The organism is Rhodanobacter sp. FW104-R8 (assembly GCF_001617365.1).
Classification (GTDB): domain Bacteria; phylum Pseudomonadota; class Gammaproteobacteria; order Xanthomonadales; family Rhodanobacteraceae; genus Rhodanobacter.
This window is the reverse complement of the sequence record NZ_LVJR01000124.1, coordinates 19970-42264: the sequence shown is the minus strand read 5'-3', so window position 1 is coordinate 42264 and position 22295 is coordinate 19970. Positions and strand designations below refer to the sequence as shown.

The window sequence follows — 22295 nt, the reverse complement described above, 5'->3', positions numbered from 1 at the left end:
GATCAGATCTCGGCCGCGAGCTGGTCGAGCAACGCCTTGTGCGTCGACGCATCGACCTCGCGCTGCACGATCTTGCTGGCGCCCTGCACGGCCAATGCACCGACCTGCTCGCGCAACTGATCACGGGCACGCTGCGCCATCGAGGCGATGTCGTCCTGCGCCGCCGCCTTCAGCCGGTTGATCTCGCTGACGGCTTCGCCACGGGCCTTCTCGATGATCTGGTTGGCCTGCTGCTGGGCCTTGTCGATGATCTCGGAAGCCTGCAGACGCGCCTGCTTGATCTCGCCAGCCACCTTCACGTCCGCGCTCTTCAGCTCGGCATGGGCGCGCTCGGCGGCGTTCAGGCCTTCGGCGATCTTGACCTGCCGCTCCTCGATGGCCTTGTTGATGTGCGGCCAGATGAAGTGGACGCTGAACCAGATCAGGATGGCGAACGAAATCATTTCGCCAATCAAGGTCGCGTTGAAATCCATCGCTGCGTTACCTGTAAATACGGAGTGGAACAGACGCGGGCATCACGACACCCGGGCCGGATACGCGGTGGCGCCGCAACGGCGCCACCGGAGGGTGCTTCTTACTGGCCTGCGCCGGCAGCCGCCAGCACCTTGCCCAGCAGCGGGTTGGCCACCGCGAAGTACATCGCCAGCGCCACGCCGATCAGGAACGCCGCGTCGATCAGGCCGGCCAGCAGGAACATGCGGCCCTGCAGCAGCGGCACCAGCTCCGGCTGACGGGCAGCGGCCTCAAGGAACTTCGAGCCCATGATGCCGATACCGATACAGGCGCCGAGTGCACCAAAACCGATGATCAGGCCGAGCGCGATGGCGGTGAAGCCCTGGATTTGTGCAAACTGAACGAGATGTTCCACGGTGATCTCCTGAGAAATACGAACTGAAGTCAAAACGGATGAAGCAAAGGGTTCGAGGTACGCGGATCAGTGGTGATCGTGTGCCATCGAGATGTACACGATCGTCAGCACCATGAAGATGAATGCCTGGATCGAGATGATCAGGATGTGGAAGATGCCCCACACCGTGTAGCCGATGATGCCCGCGCCGTACAACGCCCAGCCGGCCAGGCCGGCGCCGGCGCTGAACAGGCCGGCGATCAGCATGAACACCAGCTCGCCGGCGTACATGTTGCCGAACAGTCGCATGGCCAGGCTTACCGGCTTGGACGCCAGCTCGACCAGGTTCAGCGCGAAATTCGGGATCCACAGCGCCGGGTGCTTACCGAACGGCGCGGTGAACAGCTCGTGCATGTAGCCGCCGGCGCCCTTGGCCTTGAAGCTGTAGAAGATGATCAGCACGAACACCGTCAGCGACATCGCGAAGGTCATATTGATGTCGGCGGTAGGCACGGCGCGGAAATGGCCGATGCCGAACTTCTCGGTGATCCACGGCAGCAGGTCGACCGGCAGCAGGTCCATCGCGTTCATCAGGAACACCCAGATGAACACGGTCAGCGCCAGCGGCCCGAGGATGCGGCGGTCGCCGTGGAACACGTCCTTGACCTGGCCATCGACGAACTCGAGGATGATCTCGACGAAGGCCTGGCCCTTGCCCGGCACGCCGGCGGTGGCCTTGCGCGCCTTCAGCCAGAACCACAGGCAGAACAGCACGCCCAGCACCAGCGACACGGTGACCGAGTCGATGTGCACCGCCCAGAAGCCGCCCTCGCTGGTATGCGGGGTCAGATGCTTCAAATGGTGCTGGATGTATTCGGTAAGACCGCCCTGCGGCTCGCTTGCCATGGATCAACCCTTGAATCTGAACGCCACCAGATAAACCGCGTAAGCCGCCGCCAACCCCGTGATGGCGGCCGGCGGTGGCAACTTGAATTGGAACAGGATCACGACCAGCCCCCCGACGATCACGATCCACTTCAGGAGCATGCCCGTCAGCAGGCGACCCAGTGCCTGGCCTGCCCCGCCGACGTCGCCGAAAAACCGCGCCGACATCAGCGCGGTACCCAGCGCCACCGTCGTCGCCCCTGCCGCCGCCGCCACCGCTTCGCGATGACCCAGCGCCAGGAAAACCAGGCCAGCCAGCAACGCCACAGCAAGCTGCAGCAGGATGATGCGCAAGGCGAGGCGTCGACCCGAGGCTAGACTGTTGAGCACGTAGCGTCTCCGCGCGGCCTGCACCAGGCGGCACCGATACAGCTGCGGGCCACGATCCAATCCGTAAAAGTATATCAGCGCGGCAATTGCAGCGACAAGCCATGCGGCCTGCGGCATCGCGTCCGTCCGCCGGATTCCGTGACCCAATCGTCCCACCCGACTCACCGCCATGCATTGGCCGACGGCACACACAAACAGGGCCGAACACGAGGCTCGGCCCTGATTCATCGCATGGAGGCGCGACGGTGCTGCGGGATTACTTGGCGGCAGCCTTCTTGGCGGCGGCAACCGGTGCGGCAACGGCGTCGTTGGCGGCCTGGCGCTGCTCCTGCACGAGCGCATTCAGCGACTCGGCGGTCTTCTGGGTGACCGCGAGGACTTCCTGCGAAACCGCCACCGCGCGCTCGGCGTTGTCGCGGCTCAGGCTGGCACCCTTCTCCCACAGGCTGCGCAGGCCGTTGATGTCGCGGGCCTCCAGCGCCTCGGCGACGAATTCCGCGGAAGCCTTGGCCTGCTCCTCGAGGGCCTTGAGCTGCAGCTCGGCGACCGTCTCCAGTCCCTTCAGGGCCAGCGACTGCGCCTTGAACGCGCTGTCGGTGAACTGCTTGGTGTAGGCGAAAAGCTGGTTGTTGAGCTGCTGCGTCATGGCGTAGTCCTCGTGGAGGATGGGGTAGTGGCAGACACTCTAACAGCGACTTTTGTGCATTGCAATATATTTCTTGACGATCATTCGCAATGTCAACAAATATTCATTTGAAAACGCCAATTTATGACGCTTCCATGAAGCATTGCGACGCGTCAAAAGCTGTCACGACTACAACTCGCCCCAGAGGTGCAGGTTTCGTGCACCACCACCTTGTCCAGCCCCGAAAGGCGCGGCTGCAATCGCTGCCAGATCCAGCGCGCCAGCACCTCGCTGGTCGGGTTCTCCAGCCCTTCGATCTCGTTGAGGTAGTGGTGGTCGAGCTGGTCGAACAGCGGCGCGAAGGCCGCCTTCACGTCGGCAAAGTCCATCACCCAGCCCAGCCGCGGGTCCGGCTCACCCGCCAGATGGATCTCGATGCGGAACGAATGCCCGTGCAGCCGCGCGCACTTGTGCCCGGCCGGCACGTTCGGCAGCCGATGCGCTGCCTCGATCTGGAATACCTTGAAGATGTGCATGGCGGACGCCCGCGTGTCGTGACGAGAGGGACCGGCGGAAAGACACACGCCCGGGTCATGGTGGTATGGGTGCATCCGAATAGATGCCGCCAAGCCTTGTGGATACTAAGGTTTCATCGCGGCGAATCGAAAACTACCCCCAGAAATACCCCCAGGTAGAGCTTGCTGCCTCGCCGCGTCCGAAGCTCATTCTACCCGATGGCTTCGACCAGCTGTGCTATCCACCGGACGGGCCGGCGTCGAGTGGCCGCGAGGCCCGACCTCATATGCGCTCAACGTCAAAGCCCTTCCACATCCATGCCGTGCTCGGCCAGCCAGGTCTTGCGCAGCTCGTAGTCGGGCATGGCCCGTTCCACCCGGCGCCAGAACTCCGGTGTGTGGTGCGGCTCATGTAGGTGGGCCATCTCGTGCACGACCACGTACTCGGCGATGCGCGCAGGCAGCAGGATGGTCTTCCAGTGGAAATACAGCCTGCCTCCCTTACCGCACGAGCCCCAGCGGTAGCCCAGGTCCTGCACGCGCACGCCGGTGGGGTCGACCTCCATGCGGGCGGCGTAGTCCTGCACGCGTCGTTGCAGCCACGGCTGCGCGCGCGCCACATACCAGCGCAGCAGGTGGGCGCGCCCATCGCGAGCCAGGGCGCGTGGCATCAAGAGGCGGCCCAGCTGCAACTTCACCGCGGCTTCGCTGGCCTCGTCCGGCACCAGCCGCAGGCGGTAGCTGCGCCCCAGATACAGAAACCCCTCGCCGTCGACGAACACCTTGCGCGGCAGCGGCTTACTGACTGCCGCCTGGCGCGCCAGTTGGCGGTACACCCACATGCGCTTGCGCTGCACGAAGTCGCGCAGGCGTGCCTCGCCCACGTCCGGCGGCGCCGACAGGATCAGCACGCCGCCGCGGTCGACGGTGATCTGCAGCGTGCGCCGCCGCGCGCTGTGGCGCAGCTCGAAACGCAGATCCTTGACCACCAGTTGCATCATGCCTGTCCCAGCCGCTCGTGGTTCGCCCGCGCGAGCTCCAGCAGCTTGTCGGTCAGCGCTTCGATCTGCGCCATCGGCAACACCTTGGCGCGCATCAGCAGCTCAAACAGCCGGCTGCCCAGGGCGTCCTGCGCGGGCCGGTTGCTGGGGCGCCAGAAGTGGGGCGTCCGCTCGGCACGGATGGTGTCGACCAGCTCCACGGTGAGATCCACCAGCATCTGCCGCTCGCGCGGTGCCGACGGCGCGGAGCCGGTGACGGCATCCACCACGAGCCGCAGGAACGGCCCGTAGTGCGCGGGCAACTCTGGCAGCTCGCCGTCCACCGGCGCCTGGCCGCTGCGCAGCTTGTCGATCTCGCCCTGCAGCGCGGTCACCAGCTCGTCCCATTGCCCGTCCAGCTGCTCCAACAGCGCCTTCAGCCGTTCGCTGAGCTTGCGGTAGAGCACCGGGTCCTCATCGGCGTGCTCACGGATGTGTGCGCGGATCGCGTGCTCCATGTGCGAGGCCTTGGCGCGCTGGTTGGGCTCGCGTCCCGCTTGCCGGTCGAAGTCCGCATCGGTCAGCGCGATCGGCGGGATCTTCGGGTCGATCCCCAGCGAGATCACGTGCTCGTCGATCAAGCGACGCACCTTGGCCCCCACGTCCTTGCCCAGCACCAGGGTGTCTTGGAAGCGGCGACGTGCCAGCGCGTGGATGCGCGCCAGTTGCTTCACGTCGCGGGTGTACGGCAGCGCCTCAGGCCGCGGCAGCACCAGGTCCATCGACTCCAGCAGTTGCTTCAGCTTCACCGTGAACTCGCCGCGCAGGCGCTCATCCGCCAGCGCCTGCACGCAGGCCTCGTGGTCGGCGATGCTGTCGATGCCGCGCCGGCGGAACAGGTCCACCACGCGCAGGTGGCGGTCGCGCAGCACCGGAAGCTCGTCCTTCATGCTCTGCAGCGCACCGTCAACATCCTCGGCCGCATACACCGCCAGCGCCTGCTTGAGGTGATGCGCCAGCCCGAAATAGTCCACCACGATGCCGAACTCCTTGCCGTGGCCGGTGCGGTTCACCCGCGCGACGGTCTGCAGCAGCTCGGCCTCCTTGATCGGGCGGTCCAGGTACATCACGCCCTCGATCGGCGCATCGAAGCCGGTCAGCAGCATGGACTTGACGATCAGCACCGCCAGCGGATCGGCCTTGGCAGCATCCTTGTGGAACAGCGGCTTCTTGAAGCGCGCGATGCGCGCCTTCTGCGCGGCGCTGTCCGTCCAGGCCTTCCATGCCGGGTCGTCGTTGTTGTCGCCGGAGATGATCGGCGCGAACTCCAGCGCACGCAGCGTGGCGCGGTTGCGCCAGGCCTGCACCCGCGCCTGCAGCTTGGGCGGGCAGCGGCACAGCGCCTCCTCGTCCATCGCCTTGTCGGCCTCGCCCAGGGCTTCCGCCTCGGCCAGCAGCTCGTCGCGCGCCAGCTGCAGCGCATCGAAGTAGCGCACCACCGCCAGTCGGCTGTAGGCCACCAGCTGCGCCTTCAGGCCATTGGGCAGGATGTGGGTCACGTAGTGGCGCAGCATGTCGCGCGCCTTGTCGGCGATCAGCGCCGGCGCCTCGAAGATGTGGCCCTTGGTGGCGTACTTCTGCCGGATCGCCTCCAGCTCCTCCGGCGAGCGGTCGCCGAACAGGTCCTCGAACAGCTCGTCGAGGTTGGCGCCCTCCTTCACCGCGCCACTGGCGGTGCGGCCCTCGTACAACACCGGGATAATGGCCTTGTCCGCCTCGGCTTCGCGGATGGTGTACTTGTCGATGAACTCGCCGAAGATCGCGTGGGTGCGCTTCTTCTCGCCCATCAGGATCGGCGTGCCGGTGAAGCCGATCTTGGCAGCGTTGGGGATGCCGGCCATCAGCCACGCGTGTAGGTCGTTGCCGTGAACGCGGTGCGCCTCGTCCACCAGCACCAGGATCGTGGCGTCGTCGTTGAGCACCTCCGGCGCGACATCGCGCACCTTCGGATACTTGGGCAAGTCGTCCGTGGTCAGCGGCGCCTCGCCCAGCGCGTCGCCGCGCTGCTTCTGCAGCATCGCAAACAGCAGATCCGGCCCCTTGCGGCTGACCAGCGCGCGCCAGGATGCCACCGAGGTGGCGCGCTCCACCGACTGGCCGGTCAACGTCGCCGTGGCCGCCAGCTGATCCTCCAGATCCTTGCGGTCGGTGACCACCACCACCTTGAAGCGGCGTAGCGCCGGGTCGGTGCGCAGCTTGCGCACCAGGAACACCATCGTGAGGCTCTTGCCCGAGCCCTGGGTGTGCCAGATCAGGCCGCCGCGGCGGTCGTGCTCGCCGTCCTCCGCGCGCGTCTTGCCGCTGCGCAGCCGCTGCAGCGCCAGCGTTACCGCGCGGTACTGCTGGTAGCGCGGCACCACCTTGATGGTGCGCCCCTCGGCCGGCATGAACAGGGTGTAGTGGCGCACCACGTCAAGCAGGTTGACCGGTGCCAGCACGCCGGCGATCAGTCGCTCCTGCTCGGCCAGCTTGGGTTTGCCCAGCTGTGCTGCGACCTCGGCCTCGGTCGCGGGCACCACCGTCTTCCATGCCGCGTAGTGATCCAGCTCCGCGCCGATGCTGCCCAGCCGTGCCTCGTCGAAGCTGCTGGCGACCAGCAGCTGGTTGGTGTGGAACAGCGCCTCGTTGCCCTCGTTGTCGGCCACCTCGCCGGCGGCGCAGCGCTGGTTGCTGTAGCGACGCAGCTGATCCACGGCCTCGGGCATGGGCTCGGGCACCAGCGGACTCTTGCACTCCACCACCACCAGCGGGATGCCGTTCACCAGCAGCACCAGATCGGGCACGATGAACTGCTTGCCGCGGTCGAACCCCGGCGGGCAGTCCACGCGGTACTGGTTGACCACGGTGAACAGGTTGCGTTCGGGCTGCTCCCAGTCGATGTACTGGATGGTCTGCCCGCGACCGCCATTCCAGTCGGGTAGCCCCTCGACCGTGATGCCCTTGAGCAGCAGCTCGGTGGCGATCTGGTTCGCCTCCATCAGCCGCGGCGCGGCAATACGGGTCAGGGCGGCCACCGCCTGCGAGATGCGCTCGTCATCCAGCCACGGCTGGTCATCGCGCACGTTCAGCGCGCGCAGCTGGGCGCGCAGCGTGGCTTCCTGCAGCACGTCCTTGAAGCTGTCGCGGCCGGTGCGCGGCGGTTCGTCGATGTCGCCCTCGACGAAGCGCCAGCCCAAGCCCACCAGCTGCTCCACGAAGGGGCGTTCAACGGCATCCCATTCCAAGCCCATAACGTCCCCCAAAGCACCGCAAGTCACTGTTAGGCCTAGCCTAACTTTGGCGTTTCCACCCCAAAGCGTCCCATATCTCACACCCTGATGCGACTACCTGATCAACTCGCCCTGGGGCCCAGGGTGTAAAAGGCCGCGCGCCGAGTCTTGTGCTGCACCAGGCTCTCGTCCTGCTTCATTTTCTTGAGCAGCTGCTTCGCCTGCTCCTCGGTCAGCCGGCACAGCTCGATCACCTCGGCACGACGAATCTGTCCGTGCTGCTTCACGTAATTCAGCACCATGTGTTCGTGCTGGATGGCGGTGAAGCCGGCCTGCCGGGTGAATGCCACCTTGTCGCCGACCGCGTCGTACAGCCGAACCGAGAGCGTGTAGCTGCGCGTGCGCGGCGTATTCCCGTGGGCCTCCACCAGCCCGGCCTCCAGCAGAACCTCCAGCGTGCGCTTGGCGTGCAACACGTCGCGCTGGATATGGGCCGCCAGATCCTCGGGAGAGAGGCGCTTCGCTTCGCGCAAGGCGGCCAACGCAATCAGGCTGTCGATCGGCAACGCGCTGCCGCGGCGACCCTCCTCCTCCACGATCAGGCGCAGGAACGCCGCATCGGCATCCACTGTGGCCAGCCGCAGCACCACGTTGTTGCGGTCGGTCGCGCTGTAGTCCGGCTCCGGGCGGCCGAAGCGCAGCATGCCGCGGTAGATCGTGTCCACGCCGCGGCCGGAGCGCTCCACCACGCCGATGCGTTTCATCGCATCGGCCAACGTGCGGTTGCGCGGGCGCGGTTCGGTGGTAAGAAGGTTGGCCAAGGTCACGCCTTCCACCAGGCCGCCGGGGTTGCTGATGGTCAGGTCGTTGTCGGCCAGGCGCACATGCACGGCGCCCAGCCGGTGGTAGTCGCGGTGGATCAGCGCGTTCGCCACCGCCTCGCGGAACGCGCCCATGTCCACCTTCGGCACCGGCACGCGGAACAGCCCCACCAGCAGCTCGCGCTCCGGGTTGTACGGGCGGAAGTTCGTCTCCAGCCACTCCAGCGCCTTCAACAGCGGGAAACGACGGAACTCGTTGAAACCCACCGCCTCGCGCGCCAGTACCTGGAACGCGAACTCGTGGGTGGCGACGTGTTCGCGCAAGGCGCCCTCGCGGCCCAGCAACAACAGGCCGGTGAGCGTAGGCACGCGGCTGCCGTCGCCCTGGCGCACGGTGCAACCCAGCGCACCGTCCAGCGCCTCGTCGTCCAGCTCCAGCAACACGCGGTCGCCGCCGTACTGCTGCACGCTCTGGCGCAGTCGCTCGCGTTCCAGCGGATCGAAGTCCTCCAGCCGCGCGCCGGCCACCGGCTGCGCGGAGGCGTCCACCAGGCCGAAGCGCGTCGCGTGGCTGGCGCGGTCGTGCGGCAGCATCGGCACGCATTCCGGGCGGCCGTCGTGCTTGAGGCGGCGGCGCAGGTAAACGCCGGCGTTCGTCGCCACCTCGCCCATCGCCTTGGGCACGGCGAGATGCGCCAGCGCCACGCCGCCGATCTCGACCGGCGTCACGCTCACTGCCAGCGAGGGCGAGGTGCGCGCGGCAATCAGGCCGGCCAGACCGGTCAGCAGGCGATGCTCGGCATGCAGGCCGGTCGGCGTACCGTCGTCCTCGACGCCCAGCCACAGCTCGCCGCCCTCGGCGTTGGCCAGACACACTACCGCCTCGACCAGCTCACGATCGGACAGCTTCGCGCGGTCGCTCTTGAACTCGACCGTCAGCGTTTCGCGCGGGGGCAGGACGGGCGCGGTCATGGCGTGGTGACAGCCTCCAGCAGCGGGGTGACGCGGACGCGGCCGGTGAGAAGGTCATCCATGAGGCCGGATTTCTGCTCGCCAAGCTTAGCCAGATACCTTTCTTCACGAGCCAGGCTCTGCTCAACCACCATCAAAACTTCGACGGCTCGATCCTGCTCAGCACGTGGCGGCAGGGCAATCTCAAATCTCTTGAAAAACGGCAGTCCAATCGTCTTGATCGTGCTGCCTATGGCGATTGCTTCAAACTGGGGCTTCAGTCGCTGAAGGCTGAAGTACAGGAACAGGTTGTTCAATCGCTCGCCGCAACGCCACGCCATGAAGTGCTGGCTAACTGCCATCTCAGACGCCAACACAGCGCTTTTGCCTATGCCCGCGTCGCGCGACAGGATCACCGTGCCGGCCGGATGCTTCACTGCAGACGAATTCGCCACGCCAAGATCGCTGATCTGCTTGTCCGTTTCATCAATGTAGATCTGGTCAAGGCGGTGCGAGTCAGCTAGCGACACCCACTTCACTCCGCCATCCCAGTACGAGCGAACACTCTTGCTTGGTGTGTGCCCACTTCCGCGAATTGCCACACTGTCGAGCAAGTCGACATCCCACGCCTTCGGAATCCACCCCAGCGGCGATGGCTTGTAGAGATGCGGTGCTTCGCTATGCGGGGGGCGCAGTTCGCCGTTGGCGTCGATGCCGCGGGTCAGCAGGTCGTGCAGCAGCCCCTGCTTAACCTGCTTGAGCTTGGCGATGATCGCCTCGGTCTGGCGGATGGTGGTGTCGAGTGTGTCGAGCACCCGCGCGATTCTCGTTTGCTCGGGCTTCGGCGGCAGCGGAAGTCTGTGTGTTCGAACGATGGCGCCATTTATGTTCGCCTGTGTCGTCTGGCCAGAGAACTTCTGCCAATCGTCACGGACGTGATTGAGGTGGTGATACAGGTAGCCCGCATCACAGGCGAACGGAGGCAGTAAAGCGCACAGGGCCTGATTGGCTGCCATTTCGCAGGCGGTAACCTTTGTGAGGCCGATCGTTCCGTACATGGAAACAAGGACTGTTCCCGTCGGGTACCGCTTTGCAGCCGTTTCCTTCAGAGCCGCGTCGGAAATCGCAAGCTCGCAGTGCGAGATGTACTTCGAGGGCGCACGTGTCAAGTCTTCCGTCTTCGCATACGGGAGGCCACCGTTTCTCACGTAATAACGAGGACTTCCAGACGTTGGCGTTCCTCCACTCGTTATCTGATTGGCCACGTCTGCAAGGGCCTTGGCGGTCCAGCCTTGAGGTGCTTCGGCACTCGTCTCACACATACCCCAACGCCTTCAAAAACCACTGCAACTCCCCCGCCGCCGCATCGCGCTCCTGCTCGATCGCCACCAGCGTCACCCGGTACTTGTCCCACCAGTTCTCGAACGCCGCGACCAGTTGCTGGCGCTGCGCGCTGACGTGGCGACCCAGGATGGCCTGCATGTCGGCGCGAAGGATCACCAGCAGCAGGGCGGCGGCCTGCGCCTCGTCCAGCGCGTCGACGGCAGCATTCAGGTGTTCGGCAAACGCGGCCTGCTGCGCCTTGAGCTGTTTCTTGAGCGCTGCCAGTTCCTTCTTCCAGGCCTTGAGCTGGGCCTCGTCGACGGCGGCCTCGTCGTCGTCGCCGGCTTCGGCCTCGCCCTCCTCGCCCTTGTCTGGCGCGGCTGCCTTGAGCTGGCTGTCCAGCTCGGCCTTGCGTGCGTCGAGTTCGGCCAGCGACTCGATGAAGTCCGGAAGCAGGGCGCGCACCAGCTTGTGGTCGAGCGGGTTCTGCTTGGCCTTGTCGTCGTCCAGCGCGGTGAGGATGGAGCTGCGCCAGGCGGCGACCACGCCCTTGGCTCCGCGCGCCATCAGGGTGAGGAAGTCGTACTTGGACTGGTCCCAGAAGCCGGCGACGATGCCGCGCACGGCGTAGCGGCCGAGCAGGCCCACCGGCTCCAGCGCGGCGCTGAAGCTGGTGAGCAGCTCCTGGCGCAGGCTGACGAAGCTGGGCGCGCCGGCCAGTGCCGTGATGCGTGGGCTGTGCGCCTGCCACCAGCCGTCGAAGGCATCGGCCACGGCCTGCTCGGCGGCGAGCACGCCGGGATGGGTTTCGATGGCGAGCTTGAGCGTGGCGCGGGTGGTGAGGTTCGGCGCGAAATCCAGGTAGCCCGCATCGCGCGCCAGCAGCAGGTCGTCCGGGTCGAGGCCGTGCGCGCGGAACAGCGCGGCCTTGGCTTCAACTTCCGCCCGGGGCACGCCGCCGGCGAGGTGGGCGCGCACGTCCTGCGGCTCCGACGGTGATGCGTTGTCGGCGTAACGGCGGATGTTGAGGTTGTAGTCGTTGCCCTTGAGCGTCGCGGTGTCGACCAGGGCGGCGAAGCCGGGCACGGCGGCGAAGTGGTCGAAGGTGTTGACGATCTTCTCGATGTGCTCGGGCAGCAGGTAGTTCTGCGCGCGGCCCTCGAAGTATTCGCGGTCGGCGTTGATGAACAGCACCTTCCCGCGGCGCTCGGCCGGCTTGCCGCTCTCGTTGCCGCGGCACTGGCGCAGCACCAGCACGCAGGCGGGGATGCCGGTGCCGTAGAACAGGTTGGCGGGCAGGCCGATAACCGCTTCAAGCAGGTCGGCCTCAATCAGGCCGGCGCGGATGGCGCACTCGTCGCCGCCGCGGAACAGCACGCCATGCGGCATCACGGTGGCGACCATGCCGCCTTCGCGCGTCACCGCGACCATGTGCTGCAGGAACATCAGGTCGGCCTTCTTCGCACCCAGCGGCACCTGGCCGTAGCGGAAGCGCTCGGGGTGGCGCGGCTGCCACACCGGCTGGCCATCCTTGCCCTTGTCGGCGGTGCCCCAGTTGATCGAAAACGGCGGATTGCTGAGCACGCGATCGAAGCGCAACAGTTCGCCGTTCTCGACGTGGGCGGGCTCGCCCAGGGTGTCGTCGTTGCGCAGGTCGGCGTTGGGTATGCCGTGCAGCAGCATGTTCATCTTGGCGATGGACCAGACGGTGCCGTTTTCCTCCTGCCCGTACAGCGCCAGGCGCCGGCCTTCGCCGCCGTGCTCGTCGACGTATTCCTTGCTGAGGATCAACATGCCGCCTGACCCAACGCAGGGGTCGTAGATGCTCATGTCCTGCGTGGGCTTGAGCAGGCGCACCATCATGCGCACCACCGAGCGCGGGGTGTAGAACTCGCCGCCCTTCTTGCCAGCGGAGTCGGCGAACTCGCTGATGAGGTATTCGTAGGCGGCGCCGAGCAGGTCGGGGAACTCGAAGTCCTCGTTGCGCAGGCGGTAGCTGCTGAAGTGGGTGATCAGCTGGCGCAGCTTGATGTCGGGGATCTTGCTGGCACCCACCTTGCGGGTGAAGTCGATGTGCTCCAGCACGTCGTGCAGGCTGGCGTTGTTGTTCTCCAGCCCGCCCAGCGCCTTGTTGAGGAAGTCGCCGACGTTCTCGTGCGCCTCGTTCACCAGGTACGACCAGCGCGAGGTGGGCGGCACGTAGAAGGATTGCCCGTACCAGCGCTTCACCTCCGCCAGCTCCACCGCCTCGGCCTGGCTGCTGCCCTGCGCCCGCTGCTGTGCGATGACCTCCTCGCGGCGCTGGTCGAACACGTCCGAGCAGCGCTTCAGAAACAGCATGCCGAAGATGTATTCCTTGAACTCGGAGGCGTCCATCTTGCCGCGCAGGATGTCGGCGGCCTTGAACAGGTGGCGTTCGAGCTGGGGGAGGGTGAGGGGCATGCGATGCGAATTCCGTGCGGTGGGTTGCGGCGGTCGATGCAACACCATCAGCGCAAGCCACGCCCCTGGACAGTCATCGACCCCTCCGCCGGCTCCGGCGGGCTCCTGATGATAGGAGGCCGCAACGGTCAGGGCTACATGACATTGAGATTGTGCACCGCCCGCGCTAACTTCAATGCGCGCCCCGCAGAGCGGATTGAAGTCGGGTCGACGCCACCGGCGTCGACTGTCGCGTCAACCCATTGAGCTGCGGGGCGTTCCTCGCTGAAATCCACCGTCCAGGCAGCTTAGGGCAGATTGCCACCGGGTTCTCTTCTCTCGCAGCCACTGCTGCTTCAAGTTCCCAGTCTTCCCAGCATCTGCTGAAACTCCTCGATCACCTGTTGCCTGGAAGTTGCTTCGGCTTTCGGTGCCGCCAGTGCTCGCATGATCTCGCCCTGACGTTCGATGGATACCGACCCATAGCTGGTAAACGTGGTCAGCACGTCGTCATGCCCCAAACTTTGGCTCCACACCTTGTACTGCTCGGGGGATTTGCACACTTGCTGCCCGAAGCGAGCCAGCGTCTTGCGCAGGCTGTGCGGGTTGAAGTACGGCAGACCTGCACGGGTGAAGGCTTCGCGGAAAATCCTTCGGATCGGCCCCGCGCTTTGCCAGCCGATGCGAGACAGACCCATCGCCTTGAATTGCTGGCAGACATCCGGCCGACATTCCGTTGCTGGAAACAGCGGATCGTCTAAGCCCAGGAGTTTCTCCGCCCGCAGCCAGGTGATCCAATCCACCACGATGGCCTTGATCTCCTCGCCTACCGGGAAAAAGTGCGTGGTGAAGGTTTTGCTGTTCTTGGTTTTTACCACACGCGCATCCTGGAACACGCTTTGCTCGATCAGGTCGACGTGCCGCAGTCACATCGAGGCAATGGCGCTGTCGCGGGCTCCCGTGAGCAGGGTGAACGCGATCAGCGCGCGATCGCGGCGCTCCACGTCCGTAGTGATGGGCATGATGCTGATGACGTGTTTGACCTGTTCCAGCGTGGGCGAGTGTGACTCCCGGTGCGCCGTGGCCACCCGAGTGTCCTTGTTCGACAAGCCAAAATAGTCGGCGTCGCTGAACTTCAGACGCGACTTGTAGCCGGGCTGCCCGGCCAGCCAGTGAAAGAACCGTTTCAGATGCGCCAGCGTGGCGTAGGTGGTGGCATTGCTCAGAGGTTTGCCGGTTTCCTGGTTGCGCTGCTCCACCAGATGCCGCTTGAAGGCAATGGCCTGCTCGTAGTGATAGGCCTTGAAGTCCTTGCGTTTGGTGTCTTCTTCGAAGCGATCCAGTGCCTTGGCGACGGCATCCACCGTGGCCTCACTGTAGCCATAGGCATCCTTGAGATAGGTGAAGTATTGGCGCTTGATGCGTTCGTTGTTCGGATTGTGTTTTGACATGGGTGGATGCTCCTGTTCACAAGTCACTATTCACGAAGGGATGGTTGCTCTCGCCTATGCGTGAATGTGCTTGCGGCACCATGACGTCTAGCTCGCCCCGAATCGACGCCAACTTGGTCAGACTGACCCGCCGATACATCATCGAACCGCAATCGGGACAGATCCCCGTCAGCGACCCGCCCGCGCTCGATAAAGGGATGTAGTCGGCCATCTGGCCGGCGGGCACCTTGGGGCTTCGGCAGCGTACGCAGTAGATGCGCCCAGGGCCGCAGGGGCATTTGTTTCTGGTGCGCTTGGCTTGCAGGAAAACCCGCAACTGGTGGCCAAGCACAAGCACCGGCCGCCGATCATCGCAAACCGGGAGCCCCTGCTTGATCCACTGCCGGACGGTATTGCGGTGGACGCCGCATAACCGGGCCGCCTCTTCCACGTTGTAGCTGCGATGGATCTTGGCCCACTGGGGATTGGGCAAGCGCGCGCCCATAGTCAGCGGCGCGTTTGGGTGGAGGGCTTGGCCGCGCGACTTGCCGCGACGCGACCGGCGATCCAGACATCGACCTCGGAACAAAGCCACCCCACCGTATTGGTCGACAGGCGCACCTGCGCCGGGAAGTCGTTCGCGGCGATCAGGCGATACAAGGCTGTCCGGCTTAACCCTGTCGCCTCTTGCACCTCCCTACGACGGAGCAGGCGGTCGTGGCCGTGTGCCGGTTGCATTGTCGCTTGCCGGCGTTTCTCGCGAGCTGGCGCTGTTGTGGCCGGCAGTGTGTCGAAGGGCGGGAGGGTGAGCTGGGCGGGGAGAATCGGTTTCATGTGAGCCGTCCTGTGCTTCGCCGGAATCGGCGGGGACGGCTCCTCATTCTGTGAACACAGGATCGACGCACCAAAGGGCGCGCCGATTTGTGTTCACTTGCCTTTGAAGTTTTCTACCAGTTTGCGTTTGCGTTCGACCTCGGCGCGTGCTTGTTCGGCCCGTACCCGCCTCAGTTCATCCCGCAGTCGCTCAACCAACGTCTGACATCCCTTGAGATCACCCGGCGTCACTTCTTCCACCGGCTTATCAGCCATAGCGAAGCCACTGTGGAGGCTCGAAAGAATCTCTCGCAGCCTGCAAGGTAGATCCTTGAACACGCCGGGAAAATTGATGTTCGCCCAGTACGCTATTTCGTCGACCGTGTAGCGACCATCCGCCAAGCGAGCAAGTCCACCCTGGTGCGCAGCACGACCCGTTTCAGCGGCCCGATCCATTTTTGTGCCGATCCGGTTTCGCACCGACCTGTCATCGTCACGCGCATCCTTCACGCGCGATGCGATCAATGCCACGGCTTCACCACGCGTGAGCAAGGCGTCTGGCCCTTCCCGCAGGACGCGCGCAAGCACGACACCGGCATCAATCTTCGCGCCGCGATGGCGCTCTCTGCTCGCAACACACTTTGTCGGTCGCATAGTAAAGCCACCTTCTGGCACACCATGGCACGGTGCGGGCAGCGTAACGCGTGCTGTCGCAGGCAGCCAATCTACTCGGCCAAGCGTTTGACTGCCTCAAGCTCACTCGACTCTTTTGACTGCTTGTCCTCGGCCGCGGTACCCGGCCAGCCCGCTGGCCGCCCCAGGTGCTTCAGTTCCGGGTCGATCGCCAGCTGCTGCCTCGCCCATTCACCTGACTTGCGGAATTTCTCCCGCAGCTCCGCGATTTCGGCATCGGTCAGGCGATAAACCTCCCGTGTTGCGGGTGTGGCTCGCGAGTGTTTCGGATCAGTTGGAACAGGCATGAACGTCTCCAAGTGAGCAGCCGCTGATAACATCGGTCGGCGCGAAGCCCGCTTGTGGGGCATGCCGGTTTTGTCCGGGTGCCCACTCAATCCTGCCATGCAGGGCCTTCCTGGCGGGCTTCGCGCACTCTGAGTCAAGCGCGCTCGCGTCTGATCGGAATCACTTGGTTGCCTGCGCGAAGCCCATCCAGATAGTCGGCCCATGCCTGCATGATCTTCCGGCGCTCGGGCAGATGCTGCGCCTTGTTATAGATGCCGGCGACGCCCGGCTCCTTGTGCGACAGCTGACGCTCCAGCGCCTCCGGGTTCCAGCCCAGTTCGCCCAGCAGAGTACGCGCCATGTGGCGGAAGCCGTGGCCGGTCAGGACACCTTTGTAGCCCATGCGGGCTAGTGCCATGTTCACCGCGCCGTCGGACATCGGTCGGCTCGGCGTGCGTGCGCCGGGAAACAGATAGCGACCGTGACCGGTCAGCGGCTGCAGCTCGCGCAGCACCGCCAACGCCTGCCGGGACAGCGGCACGATATGCGGCGGGGTATTCGGGTTTTCCTTCTCCGCCTTGCGCAGCTTCCGGTTTGCGGGTGGCACGGTGTAGCTCGGAAGTTCGCCGTCCAGATCGAAGTGTTCCCACTCGGCCAGGCGGATCTCGCCGGGCCGGCAAAACCATAGCGGCGCGAGCTTGAGCGCGCAGGACACCTCGAACGTACCGCTATAGGCGTCGATGGCGCGCAACAGTTCGCCCACCTGCTTGGGGTCGGTGATGGTCGGGAAATTCTTCCGCTGACGCGCCGGCAAGGTATCGCGCAGGTCGGCTGCGGGGTCGCGGGTCGCTCGCTCGGTGGCCACCGCATAGCGAAATACCCGACTCAACTGGTGCCGGAGGCGATGTGACTGCTCCAGGTGCCCGCGATTGACCACGCGCGTCAACAGGGGCCGGATTTCCGGCACGCCGATGTCGGCGACGGGCAAGCGACCGATCCAAGGGAAAGCATGGTTCTCCAGCCGGTCGCGCTCCTTGTCGTGCTGGCGAGGCGTCCACTCGTGGGCCTTCAGTGCCAGCCACTCCCGCGCCACCGCTTCGAAGGTATTGTCGGCCGCCACTTTGGCGCGCAGTTTGTCCGCTTGCCGTTCGGCGCCCGGATCGCGACCATCCTGCACCAACGCGCGCGCCTCGTCGCGGCGATGGCGCGCCTTGCTCAGGGTTACCTCGGGGTAGACGCCGAGCGCCAGCAGCTTCTCCTTGCCGGCATGGCGGTACTTCAGACGCCAGTAGCGCCCGGCCTCGGTGACATGCAGGAAAAGACCGCCGCCATCGAAGTGCTTGCCCGACGGAGCACTCCTGCATTTCAGATCGGTCAGCTTGCCCGTACCCGTCGCCATGCCTTGTCTCCCAAGCCCTGGACGCGTTCTGGGGGTACTTTTCAGACCCAACCTTGCCGAAACCCCCAAGTACCCCCAAGACTACCCCTACCCCCGCAGGGCTTCAATGGGCCGCGCCGGGACGCTCAGGGCATTAAAAAACCCGCTGTTATGCGGGTTTCATGAGATTCTTGGGTTTTACCGGGATGCCTTGAAACAGGCCATTGGTGGCTATGGGTGGACTCGAACCACCGACCCCAGCATTATGAGTGCTGTGCTCTAACCGGCTGAGCTACATAGCCACGGGGGAACCCGCCATGCCGGATCGGAACGATGCGGGCGGGGCGCGGCAGTGTAGTCGTGTCGCCCGCCGGGTTCAAGTCTGTCGCTTGCCGCTGCTTCGCGCGCCGTGGTTGAATCGGCCGCAGGGGCTAGGTGTGGCCGTGCCGGCAAACCACGCCGCACGCCCCAGGAGGCGACATGATCGATGTTGATGGCTACCGTCCGAACGTGGGCATCGTGCTGCTGAATGCGGACGGCCGGCTGTTCTGGGCGCGCCGGGTCAGTCGCGATGGCTGGCAGTTCCCGCAGGGCGGCATGCATACGGACGAGACTCCGCTGGAGGCGATGTACCGCGAACTGCAGGAGGAGACCGGGCTGGCCGCGCACCACGTGGAGGTGCTCGGCGCCACCCACGGCTGGCTGCGCTACCGCCTGCCCGGCCGCTATGTGCGCCACCACCAGCGCCCCATCTGCATCGGCCAGAAACAGGTCTGGTTCCTGCTCCGGCTGGTCGGCGACGAGGGCGAGCTGAAGCTCGATGCCTGCGAGAAGCCGGAGTTCGACCTGTGGCGCTGGGTCGATTTCTGGTACCCGGCCGCGCACGTGGTCAACTTCAAGCGCCAGGTCTACGAACGGGCCTTGCGGCATTTCGCCCCGCTGGTAGAGGAACTGTTCGGCATCCAGCTCGGCAAGCTACCCCCGCGCGACGACGCCGATTCCCCGCCCACCGGGCCGCGCGACGGTCGCGCCGCCGCCTGAACGGATGGCCGCAGGTGATCGGCTGATTGTTGACAATCATTCGCATTCGCGTTCCAATGCGCGCCATGTACATCTGCATGTGCAACGCCGTCACCGATCACGACATCCGCCGCGAAGCGGCCAATGGCGTGCATGCCTTTGCCGAACTGCAGGCCCGCACCGGCTGCTCGGACTGCTGCGGCTGCTGCGAGCAGGAAGCGCGCGCCACGTTCGACAAGGCCTTGTCGCAAGTCACCTGCCGGCTGCCGCTCGCCACAGCCTGAGTTTCCCCTTCTTCTGTTCGCGTCGTGCGGGGGTTTCATCCCGCACCAGGCAACCTGTTGTCGTTCTCATTGCCGCCGTCGGAGCGTGGAGTTTGTATAGTCCACGTTGTCTTCGAACGGAGTGGAAGCCATGAAGGGTGATGCCAAGGCCATCGAGTTCCTCAACAAGGTGCTCTACAACGAGCTGACCGCGATCAACCAGTACTTCCTGCACTGCCGCATGTTCAAGGACTGGGGCTACAGCGAGCTGGCGGAGCACGAGTACAAGGAGTCGATCGAGGAGATGAAGCACGCCGATCATCTGATCGAGCGCATCCTGTTTCTCGACGGACTGCCGAACCTGCAGCGCCTGGGCAAGCTGCGCATCGGCGAGAACGCGCTGGAATGCCTGCAGGGCGACCTGGACCTGGAACTGGCCGCCGTGAAGGACCTGCGCGAGGCGATCGCGTACAGCGAAGGCATTGCCGACTACGTCAGCCGCGACCTGTTCAAGGGCATCCTGCACGACGAGGAAGAGCACATCGACTGGCTGGAAACCCAGTTCAGCCTGGTCAAGGACATCGGCGCGGAGCGCTACCTGCAGAGCAAGATGCAGAGCTGAACCGCGCGGGCCGTCGCCCCCGCCGGCAGGCGGTGCCCCCGAAGCGTGCACCCGTTCCTTGACGCTTTCGTCACGCCGGGGCTATACCTCTGGCTTTCCCCGGAACGCGCCGCATGGCCTCACGACCACCACCGCGCTTCGTCGTGCGCCGGCACGACGACACCGGCCATCGTCGGCGCTGGCTGTGGCTGGGTTTGGCCTGGCTGGGCAGCCTGCTGGCGATCGGCCTGGTTGTCGGCGCATTGGCGCGGCGGGCGAACACCCCGGCCGCCGTGGACAACCGCCAGCAGCGTGCCCTGCTCGGCCAGATCGACGATCTGAAGCAGCAGCTCGCCAACCTGCAGCGCGCCGCCCAGGTCAACGAGGTCGCCACCCGTTCGCTGCGCGGCACCCTGGCCCAACGCGAGGAAGAACTGAACGGCCTGCGCGCCGACCTGGGCTTCTACGCGCGGCTGGTCGGCGGCGACGCCCAGCGCCAGGGCCTGAAGCTGCAGGAGGTGAAGCTGCAGCCGATCGCCGGCTCGCGCGGCTGGAACCTCGGCCTCAGCCTGACCCAGAACGCCAAACGCGGCGAGGAAGTCTCCGGCCACGTCCTGGTCAGCGTGGAAGGCCTGCGCGGCGACAAGGTGGCGAGGCTGGACTGGCCCGCGCTGGGCGACACCGCGCAGAAGGACGGCCTGCCGTTCCGTTTCACCTATTTCCAGCAACTGCACGGCACCATCGTGCTGCCGGCCGACTTCCGCCCGACACGATTGCGCATCAGCATCCGGCCGGACGGCGGCGCAGCCCTCGACCACGCCGTCGCCTGGGGCGCCGCACTGAGCGGAAACATCACTACTACCGTAGGGGACCACGATGCTCAACCGTAGACGTAACGATCGCAACGATCGCAATACCAGCAGCCACGAGACCAGCCTGATCGCCCGCGGCACGGTGATCCGCGGCGACCTGCGCTTCAGCGGCGCGCTGCACCTGGACGGCCGCATCGAAGGCAGCGTGCTGGGCGAAGGCGACGATGCCATGTTCACCCTGAGCGAACACGGCCAGGTGCACGGCGAGATCCATGTGCCGCAGGCGGTGATCAACGGCCACGTGACCGGCGATGTCTTCGTCAGCGTGCGTCTGGAACTGGCGCCGCAGGCGCGCATCGACGGCGACCTGCGCTACCACACGATGGAAATGGCCGCCGGCGCGCAGGTCAACGGGCGCATCTCGCGCCAGGTTGGCGAAGCCCAGCGCGAACTGCCGGCGCCGGACGCCGAGCTCGACGAGGCCGTACCCGCCTGACGCGGTATGCTTGGTTATCGTCACGCCCGCCCCCATCCAGATGACCATGGAAACTCTCGTCGCGATCCCCGATTACCGCAGTGGCAGCGCTCCGCTGGTTTTCACCGCCGCCGCCGCGCACAAGGTGCATGAGCTGATTGCCGAGGAAGGCAACCCCGCGCTGAAGCTGCGCGTGTACATTTCCGGCGGCGGTTGCTCGGGCTTCCAGTACGGTTTCACCTTCGACGAGGCCCAGGCCGAGGACGACCTGGCGATCGAGCGCGATGGCGTCACCCTGCTGTGCGACCCGCTGTCGCTGCAATACCTCACCGGCGCGCAGATCGACTACGCCGAGAACCTCAGCGGCGCGCAGTTCGTGATCAGCAATCCGAACGCGAAGACCACCTGCGGCTGCGGTTCATCGTTCTCCGCCTGAGGGCGCCGCCGATGGACCGGGCCACGCTGCCGCCCACGAACATCTTCGCCGGGCTGAGTCTGGTGCTCGACCGCGTGGCCGAGTCGCGCGACGAGTCGGTGTGGATCGTCGAACAGGCCCGTTCGCCGCACGCGCGCTACCTGCTGCTGGACGGTGCCGGCGAGGCGTTCCTGCGACGCGATGGGGACGCGCTGCGCTGGCTCGACGCCCGCGAACGCGAGCACTGGCTCGGCGAGCAGCGCGCCAGCCTGCTCGGCATGGCCTACGAGCGTCCGCACTTCCTGCTGGTGGCGGACGATGCCGCCCGCCTCGACGAACTGGAAACCGCGCTCGACGCGCGCCGCGTGGGCCTGCGTCACGCCGGCCTGCTGCTGGCCGCGGACGAAGCCGGCCTGTTCGCCTATGCCAAGGGCCTGTCGCACTGGCAGCGCGAGACGCGCTTCTGCGCGCATTGCGGCGCGCCGCTGCTGCTGGTTGCCGCCGGCCATCGCGCGCAATGCACCAACCCGGACTGCGCGCGGCTGCACTTTCCGCGCACCGACGCCGCCGTGATCATGCTGGTCGAGCACGACGGCGCCTGCCTGCTCGGCCGCCAGGCCGGCTGGCCGCCCGGGCGCTACTCCACCCTGGCCGGCTTCGTCGAGCCGGGCGAGGCGCTGGAGGACGCGGTGCGCCGCGAGGTGGCCGAGGAGGCCGGGGTGATCGTCGACGCGGTGCGCTACCACTCCTCGCAGCCATGGCCGATGCCGGCCTCGCTGATGGTCGGCTTCATCGCCACCGCGGCGTCGCGGCGGATCGCCAGGCGCGATCACGAGCTGGAAGACGCGCGCTGGTTCACCCCGCAGCAGATCGTCGACGGCATCGCCGCCGGCAGCTTCGTGCCCTCCACCAGACTATCAGTGTCCTACCAGTTGCTGGCGCACTGGCTGCGGCAGCGCGCGGGGCTGGAGCTGGATGCGCTGGTCGCCGACGCCGTACCAGGCTGACTGATCCGCCGGATGTTCGTGCGCACGGCGAACATGGCGGCCCCACGCCGGCGAACGCAGCCCATCGGCGATTGACGCCTTCGCGTGCTGCCGG

25 protein-coding genes and 1 tRNA gene are annotated in these 22295 nt (G+C 65.7%); 7 read left to right on the top strand and 19 right to left on the bottom strand.

The annotated features are described in order from the left end of the window. Positions 1 to 2: 2 nt before the first annotated feature. The 19 genes from RHOFW104R8_RS16720 to RHOFW104R8_RS16640 all read right to left on the bottom strand — a co-directional run bounded on the left by RHOFW104R8_RS16720 (position 3) and on the right by RHOFW104R8_RS16640 (position 17910). Positions 3 to 473 (bottom strand): F0F1 ATP synthase subunit B, encoded by a 471-nt coding sequence (locus tag RHOFW104R8_RS16720; protein ID WP_068096200.1) that lies wholly within the window; start codon positions 471 to 473, stop codon positions 3 to 5. A 101-nt stretch (positions 474 to 574) separates the two neighbouring features. Beyond that, positions 575 to 868: a F0F1 ATP synthase subunit C gene (atpE, locus tag RHOFW104R8_RS16715; RefSeq protein WP_068096202.1), complete on the bottom strand. Its 294-nt coding sequence runs from the start codon at positions 866 to 868 to the stop codon at positions 575 to 577. Between the two features lie 66 nt (positions 869 to 934). Next, a complete protein-coding gene (gene atpB, locus RHOFW104R8_RS16710) occupies positions 935 to 1753 on the bottom strand; it encodes a F0F1 ATP synthase subunit A (RefSeq protein WP_068096204.1) in 819 nt (272 codons plus the stop codon). A gap of 3 nt (positions 1754 to 1756) precedes the next feature. Further along, positions 1757 to 2239 (bottom strand): ATP synthase I, encoded by a 483-nt coding sequence (locus RHOFW104R8_RS16705; protein WP_082823690.1) that lies wholly within the window; start codon positions 2237 to 2239, stop codon positions 1757 to 1759. 139 nt (positions 2240 to 2378) lie between these two features. Further along, positions 2379 to 2768 (bottom strand): phasin family protein, encoded by a 390-nt coding sequence (locus tag RHOFW104R8_RS16700; protein ID WP_027490334.1) that lies wholly within the window; start codon positions 2766 to 2768, stop codon positions 2379 to 2381. 152 nt (positions 2769 to 2920) lie between these two features. Continuing rightward, positions 2921 to 3283, bottom strand: coding sequence for a 6-carboxytetrahydropterin synthase QueD (gene queD / locus RHOFW104R8_RS16695; RefSeq protein WP_068096206.1), 363 nt, complete (start codon positions 3281 to 3283; stop codon positions 2921 to 2923). A 278-nt stretch (positions 3284 to 3561) separates the two neighbouring features. Next, on the bottom strand, positions 3562 to 4263 hold the full coding sequence (locus tag RHOFW104R8_RS16690; RefSeq protein WP_068096208.1) for a M48 family metallopeptidase: 702 nt from the start codon (positions 4261 to 4263) through the stop codon (positions 3562 to 3564). Next, on the bottom strand, positions 4260 to 7532 hold the full coding sequence (locus RHOFW104R8_RS16685) for a type I restriction endonuclease subunit R (protein ID WP_068096210.1): 3273 nt from the start codon (positions 7530 to 7532) through the stop codon (positions 4260 to 4262). The genes RHOFW104R8_RS16690 and RHOFW104R8_RS16685 overlap by 4 nt, the downstream gene beginning before the upstream one ends. 101 nt (positions 7533 to 7633) lie before the next feature. Beyond that, positions 7634 to 9304, bottom strand: coding sequence for an ATP-binding protein (locus RHOFW104R8_RS16680; RefSeq protein ID WP_068096212.1), 1671 nt, complete (start codon positions 9302 to 9304; stop codon positions 7634 to 7636). Continuing rightward, the gene (locus RHOFW104R8_RS16675) at positions 9301 to 10605 is read right to left on the bottom strand and encodes a restriction endonuclease subunit S (RefSeq protein ID WP_082823689.1); all 1305 of its coding nucleotides are present in this window, start codon (positions 10603 to 10605) and stop codon (positions 9301 to 9303) included. Before RHOFW104R8_RS16675 ends, RHOFW104R8_RS16680 begins: the two co-directional genes overlap by 4 nt. After that, entirely contained in the window at positions 10598 to 13048 is a 2451-nt protein-coding gene (locus RHOFW104R8_RS16670) for an N-6 DNA methylase (protein ID WP_068096216.1), read from the bottom strand. The genes RHOFW104R8_RS16675 and RHOFW104R8_RS16670 overlap by 8 nt, the downstream gene beginning before the upstream one ends. 335 nt (positions 13049 to 13383) lie before the next feature. Continuing rightward, entirely contained in the window at positions 13384 to 13923 is a 540-nt protein-coding gene (locus RHOFW104R8_RS17750; RefSeq protein WP_201028725.1) for a hypothetical protein, read from the bottom strand. A 30-nt stretch (positions 13924 to 13953) separates the two neighbouring features. Next, positions 13954 to 14478, bottom strand: coding sequence for a site-specific integrase (locus RHOFW104R8_RS17745; RefSeq protein WP_201028724.1), 525 nt, complete (start codon positions 14476 to 14478; stop codon positions 13954 to 13956). A gap of 16 nt (positions 14479 to 14494) precedes the next feature. Next, positions 14495 to 14950, bottom strand: coding sequence for a helix-turn-helix domain-containing protein (locus RHOFW104R8_RS16660; protein ID WP_201030314.1), 456 nt, complete (start codon positions 14948 to 14950; stop codon positions 14495 to 14497). Positions 14951 to 14964: 14 nt separating this feature from the next. Then, positions 14965 to 15291, bottom strand: a complete 327-nt coding sequence (locus RHOFW104R8_RS16655; RefSeq protein WP_235604350.1) for an AlpA family transcriptional regulator — start codon at positions 15289 to 15291, stop codon at positions 14965 to 14967. Between the two features lie 93 nt (positions 15292 to 15384). Continuing rightward, complete coding sequence (locus RHOFW104R8_RS17545; RefSeq protein ID WP_153021731.1) at positions 15385 to 15801, bottom strand: hypothetical protein; 417 nt, start codon at positions 15799 to 15801, stop codon at positions 15385 to 15387. Positions 15802 to 15995: 194 nt separating this feature from the next. Further along, positions 15996 to 16250, bottom strand: coding sequence for a hypothetical protein (locus RHOFW104R8_RS16650; protein ID WP_153021730.1), 255 nt, complete (start codon positions 16248 to 16250; stop codon positions 15996 to 15998). A gap of 134 nt (positions 16251 to 16384) precedes the next feature. Then, entirely contained in the window at positions 16385 to 17629 is a 1245-nt protein-coding gene (locus RHOFW104R8_RS16645) for a phage integrase central domain-containing protein (RefSeq protein WP_068095557.1), read from the bottom strand. Positions 17630 to 17833: 204 nt separating this feature from the next. Beyond that, positions 17834 to 17910 (bottom strand) — tRNA-Met (locus tag RHOFW104R8_RS16640). A gap of 178 nt (positions 17911 to 18088) precedes the next feature. On the opposite strand from RHOFW104R8_RS16640, the gene RHOFW104R8_RS16635 reads away from it, so the two are divergent. The 7 genes from RHOFW104R8_RS16635 to nudC all read left to right on the top strand — a co-directional run bounded on the left by RHOFW104R8_RS16635 (position 18089) and on the right by nudC (position 22201). After that, positions 18089 to 18649, top strand: coding sequence for an RNA pyrophosphohydrolase (locus RHOFW104R8_RS16635; RefSeq protein ID WP_068095555.1), 561 nt, complete (start codon positions 18089 to 18091; stop codon positions 18647 to 18649). A 56-nt stretch (positions 18650 to 18705) separates the two neighbouring features. After that, a complete protein-coding gene (locus RHOFW104R8_RS16630; RefSeq protein WP_063089622.1) occupies positions 18706 to 18912 on the top strand; it encodes a bacterioferritin-associated ferredoxin in 207 nt (68 codons plus the stop codon). 130 nt (positions 18913 to 19042) lie between these two features. Further along, positions 19043 to 19513: a bacterioferritin gene (bfr, locus tag RHOFW104R8_RS16625; protein ID WP_068095553.1), complete on the top strand. Its 471-nt coding sequence runs from the start codon at positions 19043 to 19045 to the stop codon at positions 19511 to 19513. A gap of 113 nt (positions 19514 to 19626) precedes the next feature. Next, positions 19627 to 20382 (top strand): DUF6776 family protein, encoded by a 756-nt coding sequence (locus tag RHOFW104R8_RS16620; protein ID WP_068095551.1) that lies wholly within the window; start codon positions 19627 to 19629, stop codon positions 20380 to 20382. Further along, positions 20369 to 20800 (top strand): polymer-forming cytoskeletal protein, encoded by a 432-nt coding sequence (locus tag RHOFW104R8_RS16615; protein WP_068095549.1) that lies wholly within the window; start codon positions 20369 to 20371, stop codon positions 20798 to 20800. The genes RHOFW104R8_RS16620 and RHOFW104R8_RS16615 overlap by 14 nt, the downstream gene beginning before the upstream one ends. A gap of 46 nt (positions 20801 to 20846) precedes the next feature. Beyond that, the gene (gene erpA, locus RHOFW104R8_RS16610) at positions 20847 to 21215 is read left to right on the top strand and encodes an iron-sulfur cluster insertion protein ErpA (protein WP_068095564.1); all 369 of its coding nucleotides are present in this window, start codon (positions 20847 to 20849) and stop codon (positions 21213 to 21215) included. A gap of 11 nt (positions 21216 to 21226) precedes the next feature. Beyond that, the gene (gene nudC, locus RHOFW104R8_RS16605; protein ID WP_068095547.1) at positions 21227 to 22201 is read left to right on the top strand and encodes an NAD(+) diphosphatase; all 975 of its coding nucleotides are present in this window, start codon (positions 21227 to 21229) and stop codon (positions 22199 to 22201) included. Positions 22202 to 22295 lie beyond the last annotated feature (94 nt).

What these genes read in the sequence shown, in the direction of transcription:
- RHOFW104R8_RS16685 (WP_068096210.1), bottom strand. Translation starts at nt 7,532, where the DNA reads ATGGGCTTGGAATGGGATGCCGTTGAACGCCCCTTCGTGGAGCAGCTG.
- RHOFW104R8_RS16720 (WP_068096200.1), bottom strand. Translation starts at nt 473, where the DNA reads ATGGATTTCAACGCGACCTTGATTGGCGAAATGATTTCGTTCGCCATC.
- RHOFW104R8_RS16690 (WP_068096208.1), bottom strand. Translation starts at nt 4,263, where the DNA reads ATGATGCAACTGGTGGTCAAGGATCTGCGTTTCGAGCTGCGCCACAGC.
- RHOFW104R8_RS16650 (WP_153021730.1), bottom strand. Translation starts at nt 16,250, where the DNA reads ATGCCTGTTCCAACTGATCCGAAACACTCGCGAGCCACACCCGCAACA.
- nudC (WP_068095547.1), top strand. Translation starts at nt 21,227, where the DNA reads ATGGACCGGGCCACGCTGCCGCCCACGAACATCTTCGCCGGGCTGAGT.
- RHOFW104R8_RS16645 (WP_068095557.1), bottom strand. Translation starts at nt 17,629, where the DNA reads ATGGCGACGGGTACGGGCAAGCTGACCGATCTGAAATGCAGGAGTGCT.
- RHOFW104R8_RS17745 (WP_201028724.1), bottom strand. Translation starts at nt 14,478, where the DNA reads ATGTCAAAACACAATCCGAACAACGAACGCATCAAGCGCCAATACTTC.
- RHOFW104R8_RS16655 (WP_235604350.1), bottom strand. Translation starts at nt 15,291, where the DNA reads ATGAAACCGATTCTCCCCGCCCAGCTCACCCTCCCGCCCTTCGACACA.
- bfr (WP_068095553.1), top strand. Translation starts at nt 19,043, where the DNA reads ATGAAGGGTGATGCCAAGGCCATCGAGTTCCTCAACAAGGTGCTCTAC.
- queD (WP_068096206.1), bottom strand. Translation starts at nt 3,283, where the DNA reads ATGCACATCTTCAAGGTATTCCAGATCGAGGCAGCGCATCGGCTGCCG.
- RHOFW104R8_RS16620 (WP_068095551.1), top strand. Translation starts at nt 19,627, where the DNA reads ATGGCCTCACGACCACCACCGCGCTTCGTCGTGCGCCGGCACGACGAC.
- RHOFW104R8_RS16680 (WP_068096212.1), bottom strand. Translation starts at nt 9,304, where the DNA reads ATGACCGCGCCCGTCCTGCCCCCGCGCGAAACGCTGACGGTCGAGTTC.
- atpB (WP_068096204.1), bottom strand. Translation starts at nt 1,753, where the DNA reads ATGGCAAGCGAGCCGCAGGGCGGTCTTACCGAATACATCCAGCACCAT.
- RHOFW104R8_RS16635 (WP_068095555.1), top strand. Translation starts at nt 18,089, where the DNA reads ATGATCGATGTTGATGGCTACCGTCCGAACGTGGGCATCGTGCTGCTG.
- RHOFW104R8_RS16615 (WP_068095549.1), top strand. Translation starts at nt 20,369, where the DNA reads ATGCTCAACCGTAGACGTAACGATCGCAACGATCGCAATACCAGCAGC.
- RHOFW104R8_RS16700 (WP_027490334.1), bottom strand. Translation starts at nt 2,768, where the DNA reads ATGACGCAGCAGCTCAACAACCAGCTTTTCGCCTACACCAAGCAGTTC.
- erpA (WP_068095564.1), top strand. Translation starts at nt 20,847, where the DNA reads ATGGAAACTCTCGTCGCGATCCCCGATTACCGCAGTGGCAGCGCTCCG.
- RHOFW104R8_RS16670 (WP_068096216.1), bottom strand. Translation starts at nt 13,048, where the DNA reads ATGCCCCTCACCCTCCCCCAGCTCGAACGCCACCTGTTCAAGGCCGCC.
- RHOFW104R8_RS16630 (WP_063089622.1), top strand. Translation starts at nt 18,706, where the DNA reads ATGCGCGCCATGTACATCTGCATGTGCAACGCCGTCACCGATCACGAC.
- RHOFW104R8_RS16675 (WP_082823689.1), bottom strand. Translation starts at nt 10,605, where the DNA reads ATGTGTGAGACGAGTGCCGAAGCACCTCAAGGCTGGACCGCCAAGGCC.
- RHOFW104R8_RS16705 (WP_082823690.1), bottom strand. Translation starts at nt 2,239, where the DNA reads ATGCCGCAGGCCGCATGGCTTGTCGCTGCAATTGCCGCGCTGATATAC.